The 19,912-nt window shown below is 76.7% G+C and carries 17 protein-coding genes and 1 tRNA gene; 10 read left to right on the forward strand and 8 right to left on the reverse strand.

All coding sequences use genetic code 11. The features are described 5' to 3' along the window. Positions 1-7: 7 nt before the first annotated feature. Complete coding sequence (locus ACZ4MO_RS16850) at positions 8-1,300, reverse strand: AI-2E family transporter (protein WP_021482491.1); 1,293 nt, start codon at positions 1,298-1,300, stop codon at positions 8-10. A 217-nt stretch (positions 1,301-1,517) separates the two neighbouring features. Between ACZ4MO_RS16850 and ACZ4MO_RS16855 the strand changes: the two genes are divergently transcribed. Then, a tRNA-Leu gene (locus tag ACZ4MO_RS16855) sits at positions 1,518-1,605 on the forward strand. Positions 1,606-1,693: 88 nt separating this feature from the next. Here the strand turns inward: ACZ4MO_RS16855 and ACZ4MO_RS16860 are convergent. The 4 genes from ACZ4MO_RS16860 to ACZ4MO_RS16875 form a co-directional block, all read right to left on the reverse strand. Next, positions 1,694-2,185, reverse strand: coding sequence for a hypothetical protein (locus ACZ4MO_RS16860; protein ID WP_186810487.1), 492 nt, complete (start codon positions 2,183-2,185; stop codon positions 1,694-1,696). A 148-nt stretch (positions 2,186-2,333) separates the two neighbouring features. After that, positions 2,334-3,188, reverse strand: a complete 855-nt coding sequence (locus ACZ4MO_RS16865) for an SDR family NAD(P)-dependent oxidoreductase (protein WP_175009792.1) — start codon at positions 3,186-3,188, stop codon at positions 2,334-2,336. 101 nt (positions 3,189-3,289) lie between these two features. Beyond that, on the reverse strand, positions 3,290-3,979 hold the full coding sequence (locus tag ACZ4MO_RS16870) for a DUF1275 family protein (RefSeq protein WP_175009793.1): 690 nt from the start codon (positions 3,977-3,979) through the stop codon (positions 3,290-3,292). Positions 3,980-4,048: 69 nt separating this feature from the next. Next, the gene (locus ACZ4MO_RS16875) at positions 4,049-5,314 is read right to left on the reverse strand and encodes an MFS transporter (protein ID WP_186810488.1); all 1,266 of its coding nucleotides are present in this window, start codon (positions 5,312-5,314) and stop codon (positions 4,049-4,051) included. 75 nt (positions 5,315-5,389) lie between these two features. Between ACZ4MO_RS16875 and ACZ4MO_RS16880 the strand changes: the two genes are divergently transcribed. From ACZ4MO_RS16880 to ACZ4MO_RS16915, 8 genes are all read left to right on the forward strand, one after another. Further along, complete coding sequence (locus ACZ4MO_RS16880) at positions 5,390-6,067, forward strand: GntR family transcriptional regulator (RefSeq protein ID WP_175009795.1); 678 nt, start codon at positions 5,390-5,392, stop codon at positions 6,065-6,067. 176 nt (positions 6,068-6,243) lie between these two features. Beyond that, positions 6,244-6,834, forward strand: a complete 591-nt coding sequence (locus tag ACZ4MO_RS16885; protein WP_175009796.1) for a hypothetical protein — start codon at positions 6,244-6,246, stop codon at positions 6,832-6,834. Between the two features lie 198 nt (positions 6,835-7,032). Continuing rightward, complete coding sequence (locus tag ACZ4MO_RS16890; protein ID WP_175009797.1) at positions 7,033-7,791, forward strand: ATP-binding cassette domain-containing protein; 759 nt, start codon at positions 7,033-7,035, stop codon at positions 7,789-7,791. Further along, entirely contained in the window at positions 7,788-8,666 is an 879-nt protein-coding gene (locus ACZ4MO_RS16895; RefSeq protein ID WP_175009798.1) for a hypothetical protein, read from the forward strand. Before ACZ4MO_RS16890 ends, ACZ4MO_RS16895 begins: the two co-directional genes overlap by 4 nt. Position 8,667: 1 nt before the next feature. Continuing rightward, on the forward strand, positions 8,668-9,510 hold the full coding sequence (locus tag ACZ4MO_RS16900) for a hypothetical protein (protein ID WP_255437352.1): 843 nt from the start codon (positions 8,668-8,670) through the stop codon (positions 9,508-9,510). Positions 9,511-9,544: 34 nt separating this feature from the next. Further along, the gene (locus tag ACZ4MO_RS16905; protein WP_255437353.1) at positions 9,545-11,005 is read left to right on the forward strand and encodes a sensor histidine kinase; all 1,461 of its coding nucleotides are present in this window, start codon (positions 9,545-9,547) and stop codon (positions 11,003-11,005) included. 5 nt (positions 11,006-11,010) lie between these two features. Then, positions 11,011-11,676 (forward strand): response regulator transcription factor, encoded by a 666-nt coding sequence (locus ACZ4MO_RS16910; RefSeq protein WP_499279291.1) that lies wholly within the window; start codon positions 11,011-11,013, stop codon positions 11,674-11,676. Positions 11,677-11,823: 147 nt separating this feature from the next. Beyond that, positions 11,824-14,535: an HAD-IC family P-type ATPase gene (locus ACZ4MO_RS16915; protein ID WP_175009801.1), complete on the forward strand. Its 2,712-nt coding sequence runs from the start codon at positions 11,824-11,826 to the stop codon at positions 14,533-14,535. 22 nt (positions 14,536-14,557) lie between these two features. Here the strand turns inward: ACZ4MO_RS16915 and ACZ4MO_RS16920 are convergent, their stop codons facing one another. From ACZ4MO_RS16920 to ACZ4MO_RS16930, 3 genes are all read right to left on the reverse strand, one after another. Further along, positions 14,558-17,239, reverse strand: coding sequence for a winged helix-turn-helix domain-containing protein (locus tag ACZ4MO_RS16920; RefSeq protein WP_175009802.1), 2,682 nt, complete (start codon positions 17,237-17,239; stop codon positions 14,558-14,560). 66 nt (positions 17,240-17,305) lie between these two features. Beyond that, positions 17,306-18,703 (reverse strand): hypothetical protein, encoded by a 1,398-nt coding sequence (locus tag ACZ4MO_RS16925; protein WP_175009803.1) that lies wholly within the window; start codon positions 18,701-18,703, stop codon positions 17,306-17,308. Between the two features lie 9 nt (positions 18,704-18,712). Beyond that, positions 18,713-19,096 carry an SHOCT domain-containing protein gene (locus ACZ4MO_RS16930; protein WP_074806851.1) on the reverse strand — a complete coding sequence of 128 codons (384 nt, stop codon included), beginning with the start codon at positions 19,094-19,096 and terminating at the stop codon, positions 18,713-18,715. Positions 19,097-19,285: 189 nt separating this feature from the next. On the opposite strand from ACZ4MO_RS16930, the gene ACZ4MO_RS16935 reads away from it, so the two are divergent. Further along, positions 19,286-19,858 (forward strand): DUF8691 family protein, encoded by a 573-nt coding sequence (locus tag ACZ4MO_RS16935; RefSeq protein WP_255437354.1) that lies wholly within the window; start codon positions 19,286-19,288, stop codon positions 19,856-19,858. Positions 19,859-19,912 lie beyond the last annotated feature (54 nt).

Genomic DNA, 19,912 nt, shown 5'->3' on the forward strand with positions numbered 1-19,912 from the left:
CGCGAGGTCAGCTCGTCGCGCCCTCCGGGGGCGGCGTCACGCCCGGGCCGACGTCCCCGAGGGCGATCTCCTTCGCCGTCGGCAGCTCGTCCTCCATCGGTGGGTCCTTGTGCCGCAGGTGCGAGAACACCGACCACGCGACCGCGACGAGCGGCACCGACACGACCGCGCCGAGGATCCCGGCCAGCAGCGTGCCCGCCGTCACGGCGATCGCGACCACCACCGGGTGGAGCGACACCTGCTTGCCCATGACGAGCGGCTGCAGCACGTGGCCCTCGAACTGCCCGATGAGCGCGATGCCGATCGTCACGATCAGCGCGATGAGGAAGCCCTTGGCCGCGAGCGCGACGATCGCGGCGATGATCATCGCGAGCGGGGCGCCGATGATCGGGATGAACGCCCCGATGAACACGAGGACGGCGAGCGGGGCCGCGAGCGGGACGCCGAGGATCGCGAGGAAGATCCCCGCGAGGATGCCGTCGACGAGCGCGATGATCACCGTGCCGCGCGCGTAGCCGGAGAAGGTGTACCAGCCGGCGCCGCCCGCGATCTTCCAGCTGTCGCGCGAGCGCGACGGGAGCTGGTTGAGGAACCACGTCCACATGTCCTTGCCGCGGGCGAGGAAGAACACCGTGCAGAAGATCGCGAGCGCGATCGCCGCGAACGCCTCGAAGACCGAGCCCGCGCTCGCCGCGGCCTGGCTCGCGATGTCGCCGCCGTGCTCCGTGAGCCACTGGCGCCCGTTGTCGATCCAGCCGTTGACGTCGTCCGCGGTGATCGTGACCGGCAGCGGGCCGTTCTCGAGGAAGTCGAAGATCTGCTCGATGCCCTGGTCGAACTGCTCCGCGAGGCTCTGCCACTGGCCCGCGACCGACGTGATGACGTACGTCAGCAGGCCGGCGAAGAAGAGCAGGGCCGTGAGGATCGCGAGCCCCGTGGCCAGGCCGCGCGGCATGATCCTGCTGTAGAAGTCGGTCACCGGTCGCAGCACGGACGTGATGACGAGCGCGAGGAAGACCGCCACGAACACGAGCTGCACCTGCGCGGTCGCGAAGAAGACGAGCGCGACGGCCGCGACGATCATGAGCAGGCGCCACGACCAGCCGGCCGTCGTGCGCAGCCAGGCGGGGACCGTCTCGTCGTACCCCACCACCGACGGGTTGCGACGCGCCCCGGCGACCTTGCGCGCCGCGCTCGACGCCCCGGCGAGGTGCTTGACCGACGCCGCCGAGCGGTCGGAGCCGGAGCCCGGCCGAGGTGTCGGTGCCGGGCCTGCTGCGGGTCGCTGCTCGTCCGTCACGCGTGCCTCCGTCGCGTCGTGGCCACCATCCGCCCAGTCTGCCCCAGGTCGTCCCCGCACGCCGGGCGCCGCGCACGGCCTCGGCCGAGGTCACGTCGAGGTCGCGGTCGACGTCGCGGCCCTGGTCCGGGCCGTGACGGCGATGTGAGGACCACCCCCGAACCGTGCTATGTTTTTCCCCGCACCCGAACGGCGGAAACGCCGGGAAGGTCCACTCGTCCGGGTGGCGGAATGGCAGACGCGCTAGCTTGAGGTGCTAGTGCCCTTTATCGGGCGTGGGGGTTCAAGTCCCCCTCCGGACACCATGATCGAGGCCCCTGGCCTGCGGAGACGCAGACCAGGGGCCTTCGTCGTCCCCGGGGCACACACCAGTCTCCTGGCGCGCACGTGGTGTCAGCGCCCCGGCGGGAGGACGACGTCGTCGCCCGAGGTGAGGATCGTCACGGCCTCGTCCGCGGGCAGGCCGGGCACGACGACGACGCTCGTCGACGGCGCGGTGTCGAGGGTGCAGGGGCGCTCGTCGGTGCCCGCCCGGCGACCGAGGCGGAAGCTCAGCGCGCGCTCCTCGGCGTCCCACGTGTAGTCGACCGGGACGAGCGGGCACGAGCTCGACCCGAACGTCACGACGTTCACGGTCTGCGGCTCGCCGCCGCGCGCGTAGCCGACGGCCGGGGTCTCGGCGTCGGACCACGGGTGCACCTCGCCGCCCTCGGCGGGCAGCCCGAGATACGTGCGGTCCGCGACGGACGGGTCGATGGGGTCGGTGGCCGCCGCGCACGCGACGAGGGCGACCGCCACGCCGATGCTCAGCACCGAGGCGCCGACGAGACGGGCCGTGCGGACGACGACGGACAGCTGCGGGTCGATGGCGGGCATGGTGCTCACGCTCGTCCTGAGGCGCCCCGTCCCGGATCGGTCGAACGCGCCGTCCCGACCCGCCCCGGGGCCTCAGCGCGCGCCGCACCTCCTCAGGCCCGGGTGCTCCGGCCCTGAGGTGCCTGAGCACCGGAGGCGCCGCGCCCCGCGCGTCGGCTCACGCCGTGACGTTGGCGCTGTCGCCACCGGTGACGGCGAGGCTCGTGCCGCTGATCATGGACGCCTCCGGCGAGGCGAGGAAGACGACGGCCGGGGCGACGTCGTCCGGCGCGAGCCACGGCACCCCGAGGGGGAGCTTGCTCGCCAGCCCGGCGGCGGCCGCCTGCTCGTCGCGGGCGACGTCGCCGGTGGGCGCCTTCCCCGACGACTCCAGGGCCTGGGCGTACCGCTCCTCGTGGCGCGTCAGGGCGGTGTCGATCAGGCCGGGGATCACGGCGTTCACGGTGATCCCGTGGGGGCCGAGGTCGAGCGCCGCGGACTTCATCAGGCCGATGAGCCCCCACTTGGAGGCCGAGTACGCGCTGCCCTCGAGCGTGCCGTGCTGCCCCTGGGTCGACGAGGTGAGGATGATCCGCCCGCCGCCGCGCTCGACGAGCAGCGGCGCTGCGGCGCGCAGCACGTTCGCGGTGCCGGTGAGGTTGACGTCGATCGTGTCGTGCCAGAGCTCGTCGCTCATGTCGAGGACCGAGGCGAAGCCTTGGATCCCGGCGTTGGCGAACACGACGTCGAGGCCGCCGAACCGCTCGACGACCTCCCCGAGCGCCGCGCGCACGGCAGCGAGGTCGCGCTGGTCGGCGACCAGCGGCAGCCACGACGCCCCAGCCTCCTCCACGAGGTCGCCGGTCCGCGCGAGGTCGGCCGGGCTCGCGGGCTCGTACTCGAGCGCGCGGCTCGCGACGGCCGCGACGTCGAGGCCGGCGACCCGGTAGCCCGCCCGCGCGAACGCGACCGCCGTCGCGCGCCCGATCCCGCGCGCCGCGCCGGTGACCACGACCACTCGTCCCTGGCTCATCCCGCTCTCCCTCCGAGGGTGCCGTCCCGCGAGGCTAGCCGCGGGACCGAGGGCTGGCAGCCGGAGCGCGGCTGAGGCGCCCGGCGAGCCCGTCGGGCGCGTCAGCGCGGCGCCACGGCGTCGTGGCGGCGGGCCAGGGCGAGCGTCGTCGTGCCGACCGCGACGAGGAGGCCCGCCAGCAGCAGGCCGGCCGCACCGGACCACGACCGCACGACGACGGCGCCGACGGCCGCGCCCGTGCCCATCGCGAGCACGGCCCCCGCACGTCGGGCCGCGCCCTCTCCGGACCCGCCCGCGAGCGGGCTGCTAAGGGCGAGGTTCACGAGCGTCGTGGTGACGACGACGGTCGAGACGTCCTGGACGTGGGCGCCCCGCGCGGCGACCGCCTGGGCGCCCATCACGAGCGCGAGGGCGGCGGTGAGGGCCAGGACCCCGGGCGTGGGCAGGCGCCCGACGGCGAGCCACAGCGCGCCGCCCCCGACCACGAGCACCGCTCCCCCGGCGAGCACGCCGAGCGCGCGCCGCGGCATCCGCGCGTCGTCGGCGCGCCCGCGGAGCAGCACCCCGCACAGGGCGGCGCCGAGGACGAAGGCGACGAGCGCGACGACGTTGTTGAGCAGCGGGATCCCGCCCGCACCGGCGGCGGCGAACCCGACGAAGAGCACGTTGCCCGTCATGTTGCCGGTGAACACCTGGTCCAGCGCGAGGTAGCTCACCGCGTCGACGACGCCCGTCGCCACGGTCAGGACGAGCAGGCCGGCCACGTACGGCCGGTCGCGCGGGTCGGTCATCGTCCGACCGTACGGGCCGGGACCTGCCGCGGCGCGTCGGCGGGCGCCGCCCCGAGCCCGCGTGCGGCGTCACGCGCCGGCCGCGCGGTCCTCCACGTCGTCCGCCGGACGGTCGGCGACCACGACGGCGTCGTCGACGAAGCGGGGTCGGCAGGCGAACCAGCCGGCCACGACCCCGGGGACGGCGGTCGCGGCGAGCACGACGAGCGGGACGGACCACGAGCCGGTCGCCTCGCGCAGCAGGCCGAGCCCGAGGGGCCCGAAGCAGGCGATCCCGTACCCGATGCCCTGGACGAAGCCGGACACGGCCGACGCCGCCTGGGCCGTCCGCGTGCGCCGGTTGATGAGCGTCATGCACAGGGGGAAGGTGCTCACCCCGATCCCGAGCGCGCACACCCACACCACCGTGCCGTCGAGCGGGGAGAGCAGGAGGCCCAGGTACCCGGCGACGAGGACCACCGAGCACGCGACCACGACGACGAACGGGTTGGTCAGCCGGGTGGCGACCTGGGGCACCACCAGCGCCGCGAGCACGCCCCACGCCGAGTACAGCGCGACCATGGAACCGCCGAGCGCCGCGCTGCCCCCGGCGTCGGTGAGGACCGCCGGCACCCACGTGATGATCGCGTAGTTCGACAGCGACATCATGGCGAAGAGGCCGACGAGGCCCCACGCGGTGGACGACCGGCCCACCCGGAGGCGCGCGCCGGCCGCCGCGACGGGTGCGGGCGCGTGGTGGGCGGCGGGCAGCCGGAGCGCGAGCAGGAGCCAGACGACGGCGGCCACGGCGGCGGGCCCGGCCCAGAGCCCCACGGACAGGCGCCAGCTGCTCGCCTCGGCGACCGGGACCGCGAGCAGCGGGGCGACGAACTGCCCCGTCTGCAGGAGGAGGAGGTAGAGCGAGGTCCACAGCGCGAGCCGGTCGGAGAACCACGCCTTCACCAGCGGCACGATGACGACGTTGGCCGCCCCGATGCCCGCGAGCGCGAGCACCGTCGACAGGACGAGCACGGTCGTCGTCGGGGAGGCCGCGCGCAGCACGAGGGACAGCGCGGTGAGGCCCAGCGCCACGGTGGCCGTGCGCTCGAGCCCGAACCGCCGCGTGACCGCGGGCGCGAGGAAGCCGAACACGGCGAACGACGCCGCGGGCACCGTGCCGAGCAGGCCCGCGACGGTCACACCGAAGCCGAGGTCGGCGCCGACGATCTCGAGGAGCGGGGTGAACCCGGTGACGGCCGTCCGGAGGTTCACCGCCGTCAGCGCGACGGCGACGCCCGCCCAGAGGGTCAGGCGTCCGGGGCGCAGCCGCGGCCGGGAGGGAGAGAGGGTCGCCACGCTAGACTCCACACTGAGGTCGGCGGATGATGGGATCATGGGATGAATCTGGAGCAGTCTGGCACAGGCGGACCGATGCGTCGAGTAGGCCTCATCGACCAGGCCGCCGCGCGCTTCCGGGACCAGATCGTCTCCGGCCGGTGGGCCGTCGGCGAGCGGATCCCCACCGAGGCCGCCCTCGTGGCGGAGTTCGGCGTCGGGCGCAACACCGTGCGCGAGGCGCTGCAGTCGCTCGTGCACGCCGGGCTGCTGCGCCGCGAGCAGGGCCGCGGCACGTTCGTCATCTCCCGCTCCGAGCTGACCGGCACCCTGGAGCGCCAGCTCGCGGGCGGCAGCCGCCGGCACTACCTCGAGCTGCGGCTCGCCCTCGACAGCACCGCCGCCTCGCTCGCCGCGGCGAGCCGCTCGGACGACGACGTCGAGCACCTGCACGAGCTGCGCGACCGGCGGGAGGCGGCCTGGGACGCCGACGACCGCGACGCCCGCGCGCGCGCCGACCTCGACCTGCACCGCGCGATCGTCGCCGCGACGCACAACCCGCTCTACGTCACCCTCTACTCGAGCATGCTCGACGTCTTCACCGTGCACATGCGCGACGAGGAGAACGAGGACGACGAGGCGGCGCACCGCCACCACCACGAGCTGGTCGAGGCCGTCGCGCGGCAGGACGCCGCCGGGGCCGCCGCAGCGGTCGCCGCCATCTTCGGCCCGTTCCTGCCGGGAGCGGACGCCGCGCCCTCCCCTGTCCGGTGAGGCACGGCACCCGGCCGGGCGGCAGGACGCGCCGGGACAGCGAGAGGCCCCGTCGTGTGGAGCGACGGGGCCTCTCGATCCGCTGTCTCATTCGGATCCCGCCGGCGCTCTCGCGCCGGAAGCATGCCCCCGAGCCTACCGCTCCCGCGCGGACCCGGGTGCCGTAGCGTCGGGGCGTGACCGCGACCACGCCCGGCGACGACCGGGCGGAGCTCCTCTGGCTGCCCGTCGGGGCGGGGGGCCACGTCGTCCGCCGCACGAGCGCCGCGTGGGAGCGCGCCGCCGCGCTGCTCGCGCGGCGGCGTCCCCGCCCGCTGTTCCACGCGGCGCTGGGACTGCGGTGCGACGGGGTGCCGTACGTCGTCGAGATGACCCCTGCGTGGGGCGGCCCGGCGTGCGACCGGGGCGTCGTCGTGACCGGCCCCGTGGGTCTGCGACCGCTGGGCCGCACCCGCTGGTTCCGGTACGAGGTGCGCTGCTGGGCGCACGGCGCCATCCCCGACCGGAAGCACGCCGTCGGGCGACCCGTCGTCGTCACGCGCGACGCCGCCGCGGTCGTGCGGATCCTGCGGGCGGTGCGCGGCGTCCCGCCGCTCACGTGGGGTCGGCGGCCGCCCGGCGGGGGCGAGATGTGGAACTCGAACTCGCTCGTCGCGTGGTCCCTGGCCCGGGCAGGGCTCGCGACCGACCACGTCCCCCCGGGCGGCGGGCGCGCACCGGGATGGGACGCGGGCGTCCGGGTGGCCGCGAGGACGGCCACCGCCTGACCGTCGTCGTGCCCGCCCGCGCCGCGCCCCGTCCGCCCGGGCACGCTCGTCCCACCCCGGCACGACCTCCTCCTCCCCGAGGAGGAGGCGGGAGGGTCGCGGATCTCGGCCGACCGCCCGAGCCGGGGCCCCGCAGGCGTCCGTAGCGTCGACGACGGCGGTGCCCGACGACCGGGCCCGCGGACGACGGGAGGACCGATGATCCAGGTGGAGGCGCTGACGAAGCGCTACGGACCCACGACGGCGGTGGACGGGCTGACGTTCACGGCGCGGCCCGGGACCGTGACGGGCTTCCTCGGCCCGAACGGCGCCGGGAAGTCGACGACGATGCGCGTCGTCGTCGGGCTGGAGCGCCCGACCTCCGGCACGGCGACCGTGGACGGCCGCCGGTACGCGGACCTGCCGGCGCCGCTGCGGGCCGTCGGGGTCATGCTCGACGCGCGCTCCGTGCACCCGGGCCGCACGGCGTTCCGCCACCTGACGGCGCTCGCCCGCACCCACGGGATCGGGCGGGCACGCGTGGACGAGGTGATCGGGATGACCGGCCTCGAGAGCGTCGCGGGGCGACGCGCGGGCACGTTCTCGCTCGGGATGGGCCAGCGCCTCGGCATCGCGGGCGCGCTCCTCGGCGACCCCGGCACGCTCATCCTCGACGAGCCCGTCAACGGCCTCGACCCCGACGGCGTGCTGTGGGTGCGCGGGCTCGTGCGCGCCCTCGCGGCGGAGGGCCGCACGGTGCTGCTGTCGTCCCACCTCATGCACGAGCTCGCGCTGTGCGCCGACCGCGTCGTCGTCATCGGCCAGGGCCGGCTGCTCGCCGACGCGCCGGTGCAGGAGCTCGCGGGCGCGGCGGGCTCGCTCGAGGAGGCGTACCTGCGGCTCACCGCCGACGCCGTCCAGTACCGCGGCCGCGCCGGGGGCGAGACCGGCCTCGCGTCCGCCGGAGGTGCCCGATGACCGCCCCCACCGCACGGACCGCGTCGTCGCGGCGTGCGCACCCGGCGCCCCGGCCCGCGAACGCCGGTGGCCCCACGCTCCCCCGCGCCGTCGCCGCGGAGTGGACGAGGCTGAAGAGCCTGCGCTCGTCGTGGTGGGCGGCCGCGCTCACCGTCGTCGTCTCGGCCGTTCTGACGCACCTCTCGGCCCAGGCGTCGTCCGTGGACCCGGGGTTCGACCCGCTCGGCTCCCTCACGTCGGGCCTCCTGCTGGCGCAGGTGCCGCCGCTCGTCCTGGGCGTCCTCGTCGGGACGGGCGAGTACAGCACGGGCACGTTCCGCACGACGTTCGTCGCCGAGCCGCGGCGCTGGCCCGTGCTCGTGGGCCAGACGGCGGCGACCGCCGGGTTCGCGCTGCTCACCGCGGTGGCCGCGGTCGGGGCGGCGGTGCTCGCGCTGCTGCCGTCGGCGCGCTCGCGCGGCCTCGCGCTCGACCTCGGCCGGGACGGCACGCCGCAGGTCCTCGTCGGGATGGCGCTCCTGCTCGCCGGCATGGCGCTGCTCGGCCTCGCGCTCGGCGCGCTCGTGCGGCGGCCCGTCCCCGCGCTCACCGCGGCGGTGCTCGTCGTGCTCGTGCTGCCGGTCGCGCTCGTGCTCGCGGCCGACCTGTCGGGCGACCCGCTCGCGGCACCCGCGGGCGTCTCGTCGGCGCAGGCGGCGGTGAACACGGTCGTCACGTTCCTGCCCACCGGGGCGGCGTCCCTGCTCACGGGCGAGGGCGCGGTCGAGGGCGCGCCCGACCTGGGTGCCGTCGGCGGCGGGCTCGTCCTCGCGACGTGGGTCCTCGTCCCGCTCGCCCTGGCCGCCGTCCGCCTGCGCACGCGGGACGTGGTCTGACGTGGCCGCGACGATCCCCCCGACGACCCCGGCGCCGACCCGCACCGCGCCCGCGCCCGACCGGCCGCAGGTGAGCCTGCCCCGGGTGCTCGCGGCGGAGTGGGACAAGCTGACGAGCCTGCGCTCGACGGCCTGGCTCGCGCTCGCGACCGTCGCCGCGGCGGCGGGGACGGCGTGGGCGCTGGGCGCGTTCGCCCGGCCCGACGCCGGGTCCTCCGGGGCGCCGCTCGCCGTCGCAGGGTCCGTGCTCGCCCAGCTCGGCTTCCTCGTGCTCGGCGCGGGCGTCGGCGCCGGCGAGTTCCGGACCGGCACCGCGCGCGTGACGTTCGCTGCGGTCCCCCGCCGCCTGCCCGTGCTCGCGGCGCAGGCGCTCGTGACGACGGCGGCCGCGCTCGCCGTCGCCGTGCTCGCGCTGGGCGCGGCGCTCGCCGCGACCGCCGGGCAGCGCGCGGACGCCGCGCTCGTGCTCGACCTCGCGGACGGCGAGACGCTGCGCGTGCTGGCGGGATTCGTGCTCTACCTGACCGGGGTCGCCCTCGTGGGCCTGGGCCTGGGGGCGCTCGTGCGGCGGCCGGACGGGGCGCTCGTCGGCGGGGTCGTGCTGCTCGTCGTGCTCGACCACGTGCTCGCGACGAACCCGGGACGCGTCGCGGACACGGCGCGCGCCCTCCTGCCGGGTGCGGGCGCGCGCCTGCTGCAGGACGACGCCCGGCTCGCCGCCCTCGACGCGACGGCCCTGGGACCGCACCTCGGCACGTGGGGCGGGGGTCTCGTCCTCGCGGCGTGGGCCGCCGCGCTGCTCGCGGCGGCGGCGTACCGGCTGCGGCGCCATGACGTCGTCTGACGCGCCGCGCGACGGCCGATGGGAGAGTAGGCCCGTGCCCTCGTCGCCCCTCGCCCTCCCGTCCGCGTCCGGGGCGCACGACGGCGGCCCGCGCGCCGAGCCCGACGTGCGGCGGCGCGGCGCCGTCGGCCGCGTGCTCGCGCGGCACCCGTGGGCGACGGACCTCGCGCTCGCGAGCGCGGTCGCGCTGCTCGGGCTCGTCACCGCAGCGGTCGCGCTCACGACGGTCGAGGGGTCCACCGGGCTGGGGCTGTTCCGCCCCGACGAGCCCGTGGCCCAGGTGGTCGTCGCGGCCTGGCTCGTCGGCGCCGTCCTCGGGGCGGGCCTGCTCCTGCTCCGGCGGTCGCGCCCGCTGACCGTCACGGCGGCCCTCACCGTGCTGGCCGTCGCGTCGCTCGCGACGGCGGGCGTGCTCGGCGTGCTCGGCGTGTGCCTCGCGTGCGCGGTGCACACCGTGGCCGCCGAGCGCGCGCCCCGCACGGCGTGGGTCGCGTGCGGGGCGGTGCTCGCCGTCGTCGTGGCCGCGCTGTGGTGGTGGCAGGACATCGGCCTCGCCGAGATGCTGCTGTGGAGCGACCCGATCGTCCTGCCGGACGGCGACCCGGTGCGCGACCTCGCGCAGCCGCCCTTCTCCCCCGGCCGGCGCTCGGCGTCGGTCCTGCTCCTGCTCGCGCTCCTGCTGCTGGGGATGGCCACGGGGTCGGGGGCACGGGCACGACGGCTGCACGACGAGGACCTCGTCGCGCGCTACCGCGCCATGGCCCGCGACCGTGACCAGAGCGCGGCGCTCGCCCGGGCCGCCGAGCGCGCGCGGATTGCGCGCGAGATGCACGACGTCGTCGCGCACAGCGTGTCCGTGATGGTCGCGCTGTCCGACGGCGCGGGCGCGGCGCTCGACCGGGCGCCGGACCGCTCGCGCGAGGCCCTGCACGAGCTGTCCCGCACGGGACGGGACGCGCTGGCCGACATGCAGCACGTCCTCGGCGCGCTCGACCCCGAGGAGGGCGGCGACGGGCCCGGCACCCCGGTCGAGCCGACCGGGACGGACCTCGCGGCCGTCGTCGCACGGTTCCAAGCTGCGGGCGTGCCCGTCGCGGCGACCGGCCTCGACGTCGCGCTGCCCGCGGACACGTCGCTGCGCCTCGGGGCCGTGCGCATCGTGCAGGAGGCCCTGACCAACGTGCTGCGGCACGCGCCCGGGACGCCCTCGGCCGAGGTCGTGGTGCGGCGCACCGCGCGCGCGGTCGAGATCGACGTCCGCGACGAGGGCGGGACGCGTCCGGCGACCGGCGGCGGGACCGGGCGCGGGATCGTGGGCATGCGCGAGCGCGCCGCGCTGCTCGGCGGCGTCGTCGAGGCGGGGCCGCGACCGGGCGGCGGCTGGGCGGTGCAGGTGGTCCTGCCCTGCGACCCGGGCGAGGACGGGGCCCGGAGCGCGCCCGAGCAGGAGCACCCGCACAGTGACGTGCACGACGACGAGGGAGGACGACCGTGACGACCGTGCTGCTCGTCGACGACCAGGCGCTGCTGCGGATGGGCTTCCGGCTCGTCATCGAGTCCGAGCCCGACCTCGAGGTGGTGGGCGAGGCCTCCGACGGACGCGTCGCGCTCGACCAGGTCGCGGCCCTCGCCCCCGACGTCGTCGTCATGGACGTCCGGATGCCCGGCACGGACGGCATCGAGGCGACCCGGCGCGTCGTCGCCGAGCACCCCAGGACGCGCGTGCTCGTGCTCACGACGTTCGACGTGGACGAGTACGCGTTCGCGGCGCTGCGCGCCGGGGCGAGCGGGTTCCTGCTGAAGAACGCGCGCCCGCACGAGCTCGTCGAGGCGATCCGCACCGTCGCGGCAGGGAGCTCGGTCGTCGCGCCCCGCGTGCTGCGCCGCATGCTCGACCTCTTCGCGCCGCACCTGCCCGCGGGCGAGCAACCGGCCGTCGACGACGGCCTCGACCCCCGGCTGCGCTCCCTCACGCCGCGCGAGCTCGACGTCCTGCGGTGCGTGGCCGAGGGGATGTCGAACGCCGAGATCGCCGACCGCCTCGTGCTGTCCGCGACGACCGTGAAGACGCACGTCGGCAACCTGCTGGCCAAGCTGGGCGTGCGCGACCGGGTGCAGGCCGTGATCGTCGCGTACGAGAGCGGGCTCGTGGGGTCGCGGGGCTGAGGGCCGGGCGGCACGCGCGTCGGGCGTCGGCGTCGGCGGCACGTCGAGCACCGGTGCCGCGCCGCCGCGGGGCGTTCACCCCCGCCGGGTGAGGACCCCGCGCGGGCCCGCTGCGACGGTGGGACGAGCGCCCGAGAGGAGCCGAGGATGACGGCTGCACCGATCCCCCGACAGCAGGCACCGGCCCCCACGGGCCCCTGGCACACGGCACCGCCCGAGGCGGTGTGCGCGGCGCTCGACGTCGATCCGGCCGTCGGGCTGACGTCCGCGCAGGTCGCCGAGCGGCGCGCGCGCTACGGGCCGAACGCGCTCGCGCAGGAGCGCAAGGAACGGCCGTGGCAGGCCTTCCTGCGCCAGTACCGCGACCTCATGCAGCTCGTCCTCGTCGGCGCGGCCGTCGTGAGCATCATCGCGCTCGGGGACGTGACGACCGGCGTCGTCGTGCTCGCCCTCACCGTCCTCAACGCGCTCATGGGCCTGCACCAGGAGGGCAAGGCGGCCCAGAGCGTCGCCGCGCTCCAGCAGATGCTCGTCATGACGGCCACCGTGCGCCGCGACGGGCGCCAGGAGCAGGTGCCCGCCGAGGAGCTCGTGCCGGGCGACGTCGTCGGGTTCGAGGCGGGTGGCAAGATCCCCGCGGACGGGCGGCTGCTCGTCGCCGCCTCGCTCGAGATCGAGGAGGCCGGGCTCACCGGCGAGAGCACGCCCGTCGCGAAGGGCGTCGCGGCGGTCACGGCCGACGACGCCCCCCTCGGCGACCGCACCGACATGGCGTACATGAACTCCCAGGTCACGCGCGGGCGCGGCGAGATGGTCGTGACCGCCACGGGCATGACGACCGAGGTGGGCCGCATCTCCGGGATGCTCAGCGGGGTCGAGCAGGACAGGTCGCCGCTCACGCGCCAGCTCGACCGCATCACGGTGATCATCACGGTCATGGCGGCGGTCGCCCTCGTCGTGGTCGTCGTGCTGGGGCTCGTGCGCGGCGAGGACTTCGACAGCCTCTTCGTGGTCGGGATCAGCCTGGCGATCGCCGCGATCCCGACCGGGCTGCCCGCCGTCGTGACGATGCTCCTGTCGCTCGGCACGCGCCGGCTCGCCGAGGAGGGCGCGATCGTCAAGCGCCTCAAGTCCGTCGAGACGCTCGGGTCGACGTCGGCGATCTGCTCCGACAAGACCGGGACGCTCACGCTCAACCAGATGACGGCGCGCCGGCTCGTGCTCGCCGGGCGCCGGTTCTCCGTCGACGGCGAGGGCTACTCCACGACCGGCCGCATCCTCGCGGCGGCCGGGTCCACCGACGTCCCGCTCGAACCGGTCGCGCTCCCGCTGGCGCTCGCGAGCGACGCCGTCGTGCGCGACGGCGAGTGCCTCGGCGACCCCACGGAGGGCGCGGTCGTCGTCCTCGCGGCCAAGGCCGGGCTCGACGTCGAGGAGACGCGCGCCGAGCACCCGCGCGTCGCGGAGGTCCCGTTCGACGCCGCGTACAAGCTCATGGCGACGTTCCACGAGATCGACGACGAGCTCGTGTGCTTCGTCAAGGGCGCCCCGGACGTGCTGCTCGCCCGCTCGGCCCGGTACCTCACGGCCGACGGCGGGTCGGCGCCCCTCGACGACGAGGGCCGCGCGCGCGTCCTCGCGGAGAACGACGCGCTCGCGGGCGAGGGCATGCGCGTGCTGGCCGTCGCGCGCCGCACCGTCGCGCGCGACGAGCTCGGGGGCGACCTGCTCGCCACGGTGCGCGACCTCGAGCTCCTCGCGCTCGTCGGGATCGTGGACCCCCCGCGCCGCGAGGCGCGCGACGCCATCGCCGAGTGCCGCGACGCCGGCATCCGCGTGCGAATGATCACGGGCGACCACGTCACCACGGCCGCGGCGATCGCCGGGCAGCTCGGCATCGAGGGGCGCGCGCTCACGGGCGCCGAGTTCGCCGCGATGTCCGACGCGCAGCTCGAGGCGGAGGTCGGCGAGATCGGTGTGGTCGCGCGCGTGGCGCCGGAGGACAAGGTGCGGCTCGTCGACGTGCTCAAGCGGAAGGGCGACGTGGTCGCGATGACGGGCGACGGCGTGAACGACGCCCCCGCCCTGACGCGCGCGGACATCGGCGTCGCGATGGGGATCACGGGCACCGAGGTGACCAAGGACGCCGCCGAGATGATCCTCACCGACGACAACTTCGCCACGATCGTGGCGGCGGTCGAGGGCGGCCGCGGGCTCTACGACAACCTCATGAAGTACATCCGCTTCCAGATGGTCGTCCTCGTCGGGTTCATCCTCACGTTCGTCGGCGCGGGCATCTTCACCGTGGCCGGGGGCACCCCGCTCACGCCGCTGCAGATCCTGTGGGTCAACTTCGCGATCGACGTGCTGCTCGCGATCGGCCTCGGCTTCGACGCCGCGACGCCCGGCCTCATGCGGCGCCGGCCCCGCCCGCCCACGGAGCCGGTCATCGGGCGCGCGCTCGGCGTGCGGCTCGCCGTCGGGGGCGTGCTCATCGCCGTCGGCACGCTCGTCGCCGTCGCGTGGGGCGAGGCCGACGCCGACCTCGCGGTCGCGACGACGATGGGCCTCACCGCGATGTCGCTCCTGCACGTCGTCGCCGCGCTCGAGTGGCGCGACCCGCGGGCGAGCATCCTGTCCTCCGAGACGCTCGCGAACGGCCGGTTCGTCGTGCTCCTGCTCGCGTCGCTCGGGCTGACGTTCCTCGTCACGACGCTCGACGGGCTGCAGCGGATCTTCGGCACCGTCGACCTCGACGGCGGCCAGTGGGGCGTGTGCGCGCTCGTCGCGCTCGCCTTCCTCGTCCTCGTCGAGCTCGGGAAGCTCGTGCTGCGCACGGTGGACCGGCACCGCTCCTGAGGACGTCTCCCGAAGAGGGCCCTCAGGGCACGACGCCGAGCTCGCGGCCGCGCCGCACCGCCTCGCGCCGCGAGCCGACGCCGAGCTTGCGGTAGACCGACTTCAGGTGCGCCTTGACCGTGTTGACCGACACGAAGAGGTCGGCGGCCACCTCGGCGTTGCTCGCCATGGACGGCAGGACGGCGAGGACCGCGAGCTCCCGCTCGGTGAGCGGCTCGACGAGCGGGACCGGCTCCGGCGCCCGGCCCGGAGGGTCGAGGTGGGCGCGCAGCAGCTCGCCGAGCGCGTCGTCGCGGCGCCCGACCGCGCGCGCGAGCGGCTCGTCGAGCTCGGTGCCCAGGACCGCGAGGAACGGCCGGACGACCCGTTCCGCTGCGGCCAGCTCGAGTGCGCGCCCGAGCGGGGCGTCGACGCGGCGCGTGCCCGCCCGCGCGAGCGCGGACGCCAGGACGAGCGCCCCCTCCACCCGCACGACGACGTCGGCCTCCTCCCCCGGCGTGTCCCGCAGACCCGCCACGGCGCGCTCGGCCGCCCCGGTGCGCCCCGCGGCCAGGAGCTCGCGCGCGCCGCACACCGCGACCACCGCGGCGCTCCCCAGCCGTTCCCGCCCGACGCGCGCGCCGAGCGCCGGGCCCGTGCCGTCGTCGACCCGGCGGGCTGCCGCCGTGGCGCGCACCCACAGGTCCGCGAGCACGGGGGGCGTCGCGGACCGCCCCAGGGCGCGGTCCGCGGCGACGAGCGCCTGCCGCGCGGCCCGCGCGTGCCCACGGTCCGCGGCGACGAGCGCCTGGAGCAGCCGGACGGCGGCCTCGGACGCGGGCTCGCGACCACCGGCGTCCGCCGCGAGCGCGTGCGCGAGGTGGCGGTCGAGCCCGTCGTCCGACCCCCGGAGGTAGCGCACCCACGCGCGCGCCGCGTGCGCGGGACGCACGTGCGCGTACCCGTCCCAGCCGCGGCGCTCCGCCTCGACGAGCACCTCGCGCGCGGCGCCGTCCCCCGCGTCGAGCCGACCGGCCGCGACGGCGAGGAGCGCCGCGGCGGCGCGCGCCCCGAGGACGTAGAGCTGCGGGGCGCGCCACGACCGGCCACCGGGGGCGGCGAGCGTGCCCGACGTCGTCTCCCCCGCCGGCTCGGGGCCGACCGCGCACCACGCGAGGCCCGCCGCGCGGTGCGCCCGCGCGAGGCCCCGGTACGTCTCGAGGGCGGGGAACGGGTACGGCACCGCGTCCGCCGCGGCGAGCGCGGCGCCCGCGGCCGTCGCGAGGGCCTGCACGTCGCCGGTCGAGCGCGCGGCGGACGCGGCGAGCAGCTCGAGGAGCACCGCGGCGGCGGGGTCGGCCACCGGGTCCGCGGCCGGGGCGAGGAGGTCGCGCGCCCGCGCGACGTGGAGCCGGACGGCGTCGAACCGCTCGTCGACGGTCGCGAGCGCGCCCGCGCACAGGTGCAGGCGGGCATCGGGCCGCAGGGTCGCGTACGGCACGCGCCGCAGGACCTGGGCGACGGTCTCGCGGTGCGGCCCCGCGAGCTCCGCCGCCGCGCCCTCGACGAACACCTCGCCGAGCAGCGGCCAGTCCTCCGCGGCCGCCGCGTGCTCCAGGGCGCGCAGCGCCTGCCCGTCCTGCGCGAACCAGCGCGCCGCGGCCTGGTGCGCCTCGCGCAGGCCCGCCGGGTCCTCGGTGCGCAGCTGGTGCAGGAGCATCTCGCGCAGCAGGGGGTGGTAGCGGTACCAGGTGCGCCGGCCGCCCGACGTCATGACGAAACCGTCCGCCGCGGCGAGGCCGGGGAGCAGCCGGTCCGTCGGCGCCCCCGGGTCGAGGACGGCCGCGAGGTCGGGGCACACCGCCGACGCCACGCTCGTGCGCAGGAGGAACCGCCGGGCCTGGGGCCCCTGGCTGTCGAGGACCTCGGCGAGGAGGAACTCCGCCGCCGAGCGGGCGGCGCGCGCCCGGCTCGTCGCGTCGTGCTCCTCGACGCGCAGCCGCACCCCGACGGCCCAGCCGCCGGTCTCGCCGACGACGCGCCCGGCGTCGTCCGCCGCCAGGTCGCGGCCCTGCGCCGTCGCCAGCGCCGCGACCGCGGGGGCGTCGAACGCGAGCTCGGCGGCACCGACCTCCGTCATCTCGCCCTGCGCGCGCAGACGCTGCAGGCGCAGGAGCGGGTCGACACGGGTGAGGACCACGAGGTGCAGGGGCAGCCGGTAGCGCAGCAGGTCGTCCACCGTGGACGCGACCTCGGGGCACGCGGCGTGGTGGAAGTCGTCGAGCACGAGGACCACGGGCTCGGGCAGCGCCTCGATCGCCGCGAGGACGCGGCGCAGGAGCGCGGGCGTGAGGCGCGGTGGCACGACGAGGGTCTCGAGCGCGTGCCCCGGAGGCACCGCCCCGGCCGCCCGCAGCGCCGCGAGCACGTCGGCCCAGAAGGCCGCCGGCTTGTCGTCGAACGGCTCGAGCGTCAGCCACGCGACCCGCGGGCCGGTGCCGCCGTGCGCCCACCGGGCCGCGACGGTCGTCTTCCCCCAGCCCGGGCCGGCCGACACCAGGGTGAGGCGGCGCGTGGCCGCCGCCGCGACCAGGGCCTCGACCACCGGGCGGCCCACCGTGGACGGCGGCAGCTCCGGGACGGTGGTGCGGGCGCGCGAGGTCCCGGAGGCGTCCGTGACGTGCGCGACGTCCTCCGGCTCGGCACGGGGCTCGACCGAGGCCATGGGGGCAGCGTATTCCCGGCCCCCCTGGACCGCAGGGCGAGCCGAGCGCGAGCTCGCCGACGCGCCTCAGGCCGGACCGGGCCCGGGCGGCGGCGCGCCGACGGCGGTCGGTCGGGCGAGGAACTCGACGACGACGAGCACGAGGCCCGCGACGAGCGCGACCCCCACGACGAGGCCGGGCGTCGGCGTGCCCGCCAGGAGCAGGACGAGCGCGGCGACCGCCACGACGACGACGCGCACGAACGCCTTGTGCCGCCCGAGCCAGTCGCCGACGGGCCCCGTCGAGACGCCCCGGCCCTCGCCCCAGCCGCGGACGGCGGCACCCGCACGGCCCAGCCCTGCACGCAGGCTGCGGGCCGACGCGCTCGGCCCGCCCACGTACGCGGCGAGCGCGACCACGAGGCCCAGCACGCCGACGGTACGCAGCGTGAGGCGCAGGTAGCCGACGGCCTGGTCGAAGACGACCTCCGCGGCGTCGAGGCGCACCACCTGCCCCGAGAGCGCGCCGAGGTACAGGCCCCGCGCGACGGCGAGCCCGACGCCCAGCGCGACCATCGCTCCCGTGAGCGCGAGCCCGGCCACGACGAGCGCGCGCGAGCGGTGGTTCGCGACGAGGACCCCCGCGGCGAGGAGACCGAGCACGACCCACGGCAGCCAGGTCGTGAGCGTGACGACCTGGGCGTACCGGTTCTGGAGCATGACGAGCTCGGCGGACTGCGCGACAGTGAACGTCGCGTCGACCGACGGGATGCGGGCCGCGACGTCCAGGCCGCGGTCCACGAGGCGTTCCTTGAGCAGGTCGATCAGGCCGGAGAGCTGGATGGACAGGCGGCCGTCGTCGCTCACCTGCAGGACGTCGCCGTCCTCGCCGCGCATCACGGCGACGAGCTGCTCGTGGGCCACGCGGTTCGCCTGGAGCCAGGCGCCCTCGAACGCGTCGCTCTCCACGAGCCGCGTCGCCGTCTCGTGCACGAGCGACTCCACGCCGCTCGTGAGCGGTGCCTCGAGCGCGGCCAGGGCCTGGGTCGCGCGCGGCGGGACGTCGCGCTCCTCGAGCCCGCCCACGAGGTCGTCGACGAGCGCCCCCACGTCGACGCGCGACATGACGACCTCGGTGAGCCGCCCGGCCACCGCGGACTGGACGACGGGGTCGCCCGCGAGCGGACCGACCGTCGCGACGTAGCGGTCGGTGTCCGTCAGCTCGCGCTGCGCCCACGCCGAGACCGCGCCGAGCGGCGCGAGGAGCGCCCCGAGCGTGATGAGGACCGCGCACGCCGCGGCCCGCAGCCCCCGCCGGGGTCGCCGGCCCGCCTGCTGCCTGGTGGCGTCGCCGTCCGAGCTCCCAGGCGGTGCGGCGGGCGGGCGCTCCTCGAGCCGGCGGCGCAGCTCCGCGTTCTCGCGCTCGAGCGCGGCGAGGCGCAGGGCGTCGGACGCGTCGCGCCCTGGCGCGGTCTCGTCGGCCATCGCTCGTCCTCAGGCGAGCGCTCGGGCCTTGAGCCGGGCGAACTCGTCGGCGTCGATCGTGCCGGCGTCGTAGAGGGCCTTGGCGTCGGCGATCTCGCTCGCGGGCGACCTGCCGGAGCCGGCCGTGGCCCGCACGTAGTCGTCCATGACCTGGCGGCGCGCCAGCTGCTCCTCCGCGTGCCGCTCCGCCATGCCCCGCCCGCGCGCGATGACGTAGACGAGCGCGGACAGGTACGGGACGACGATCAGCGCGACGATCCACAGCGCCTTCCACCAGCCGCTGAGCGTCTTGTCGCGGAACAGGTCCGCGACGATCTGGAACAGCACGACGAGGTAGGCGATGAAGAAGAACCACCACACCATGAGCCAGAACCAGTCCCAGAATCCGTCCATCGGGCACCCCTCGTGTCGGGTCACGGCGGTCCCGTGACGCTCCCACTGTGGAGCGGCGCGGGTGCCCGCGTGCTCACCCGTCGGGGGTAGTCGGCCGCCGGAGGTCACGGGCCACCCCTACCGGGTGATCCGGCCCGGGTCCGCACCCCCGCATCCTGGACCGACGTGGGCGACCCGGGAGAAGGACGCATGGACCGCACGACGCTGGTCGAGGTGACGGTGCTGGGGCCGGTGGCGCTGCCCGAGCCCGACCTCGCCGAGCTCGGTGTGCGCCGGTCCGTGGAGTGCACGCGCCTCGAGGCCCGGGTCCGCGACCAGGCCGCGCTGTACGGGCTGCTCCAGCGGCTCGCGGCGCTGGGGCTCGACCTCGTCGAGCTGCGGACGGCGGCGCCCGGCGGCCGGCCCGACGTCGAGCTCGTCGTCCGCGGCCCGGTGGGCGCGCTCGTGCAGCAGATGCTCGACGACGTCGGTCGTGCGCAGCCGGCGACCAGCACGACGTACCGCGTGCGGGACACGGACCTCGTCGGCGTGCTCGGCGCCGTGACCGGGCTCCCCGACGACCGGTCCGGCGCGCACGTCGGGCCGCAGGGCGGGGCGCAGGGCGGGGCGCACGACCCCGGGCCGGGCGGGACGGCCGCCGGGGGCGCGTCCGCGATGGACGTGCGCATCGCGCAGCTGCGCGACCTCGCCGCGCTGCGGGACCGGGGCGTCCTCACCGACGCCGAGCTCGCGGAGCAGAAGGCACGCGTCCTCGAGCCGTGACGACGGCGGGCCGGGCAGGCGGGCCACGCACCGCAGGCCGATGCCCCGCTCACC

This window comes from Sphaerisporangium cinnabarinum, from assembly GCF_055567015.1.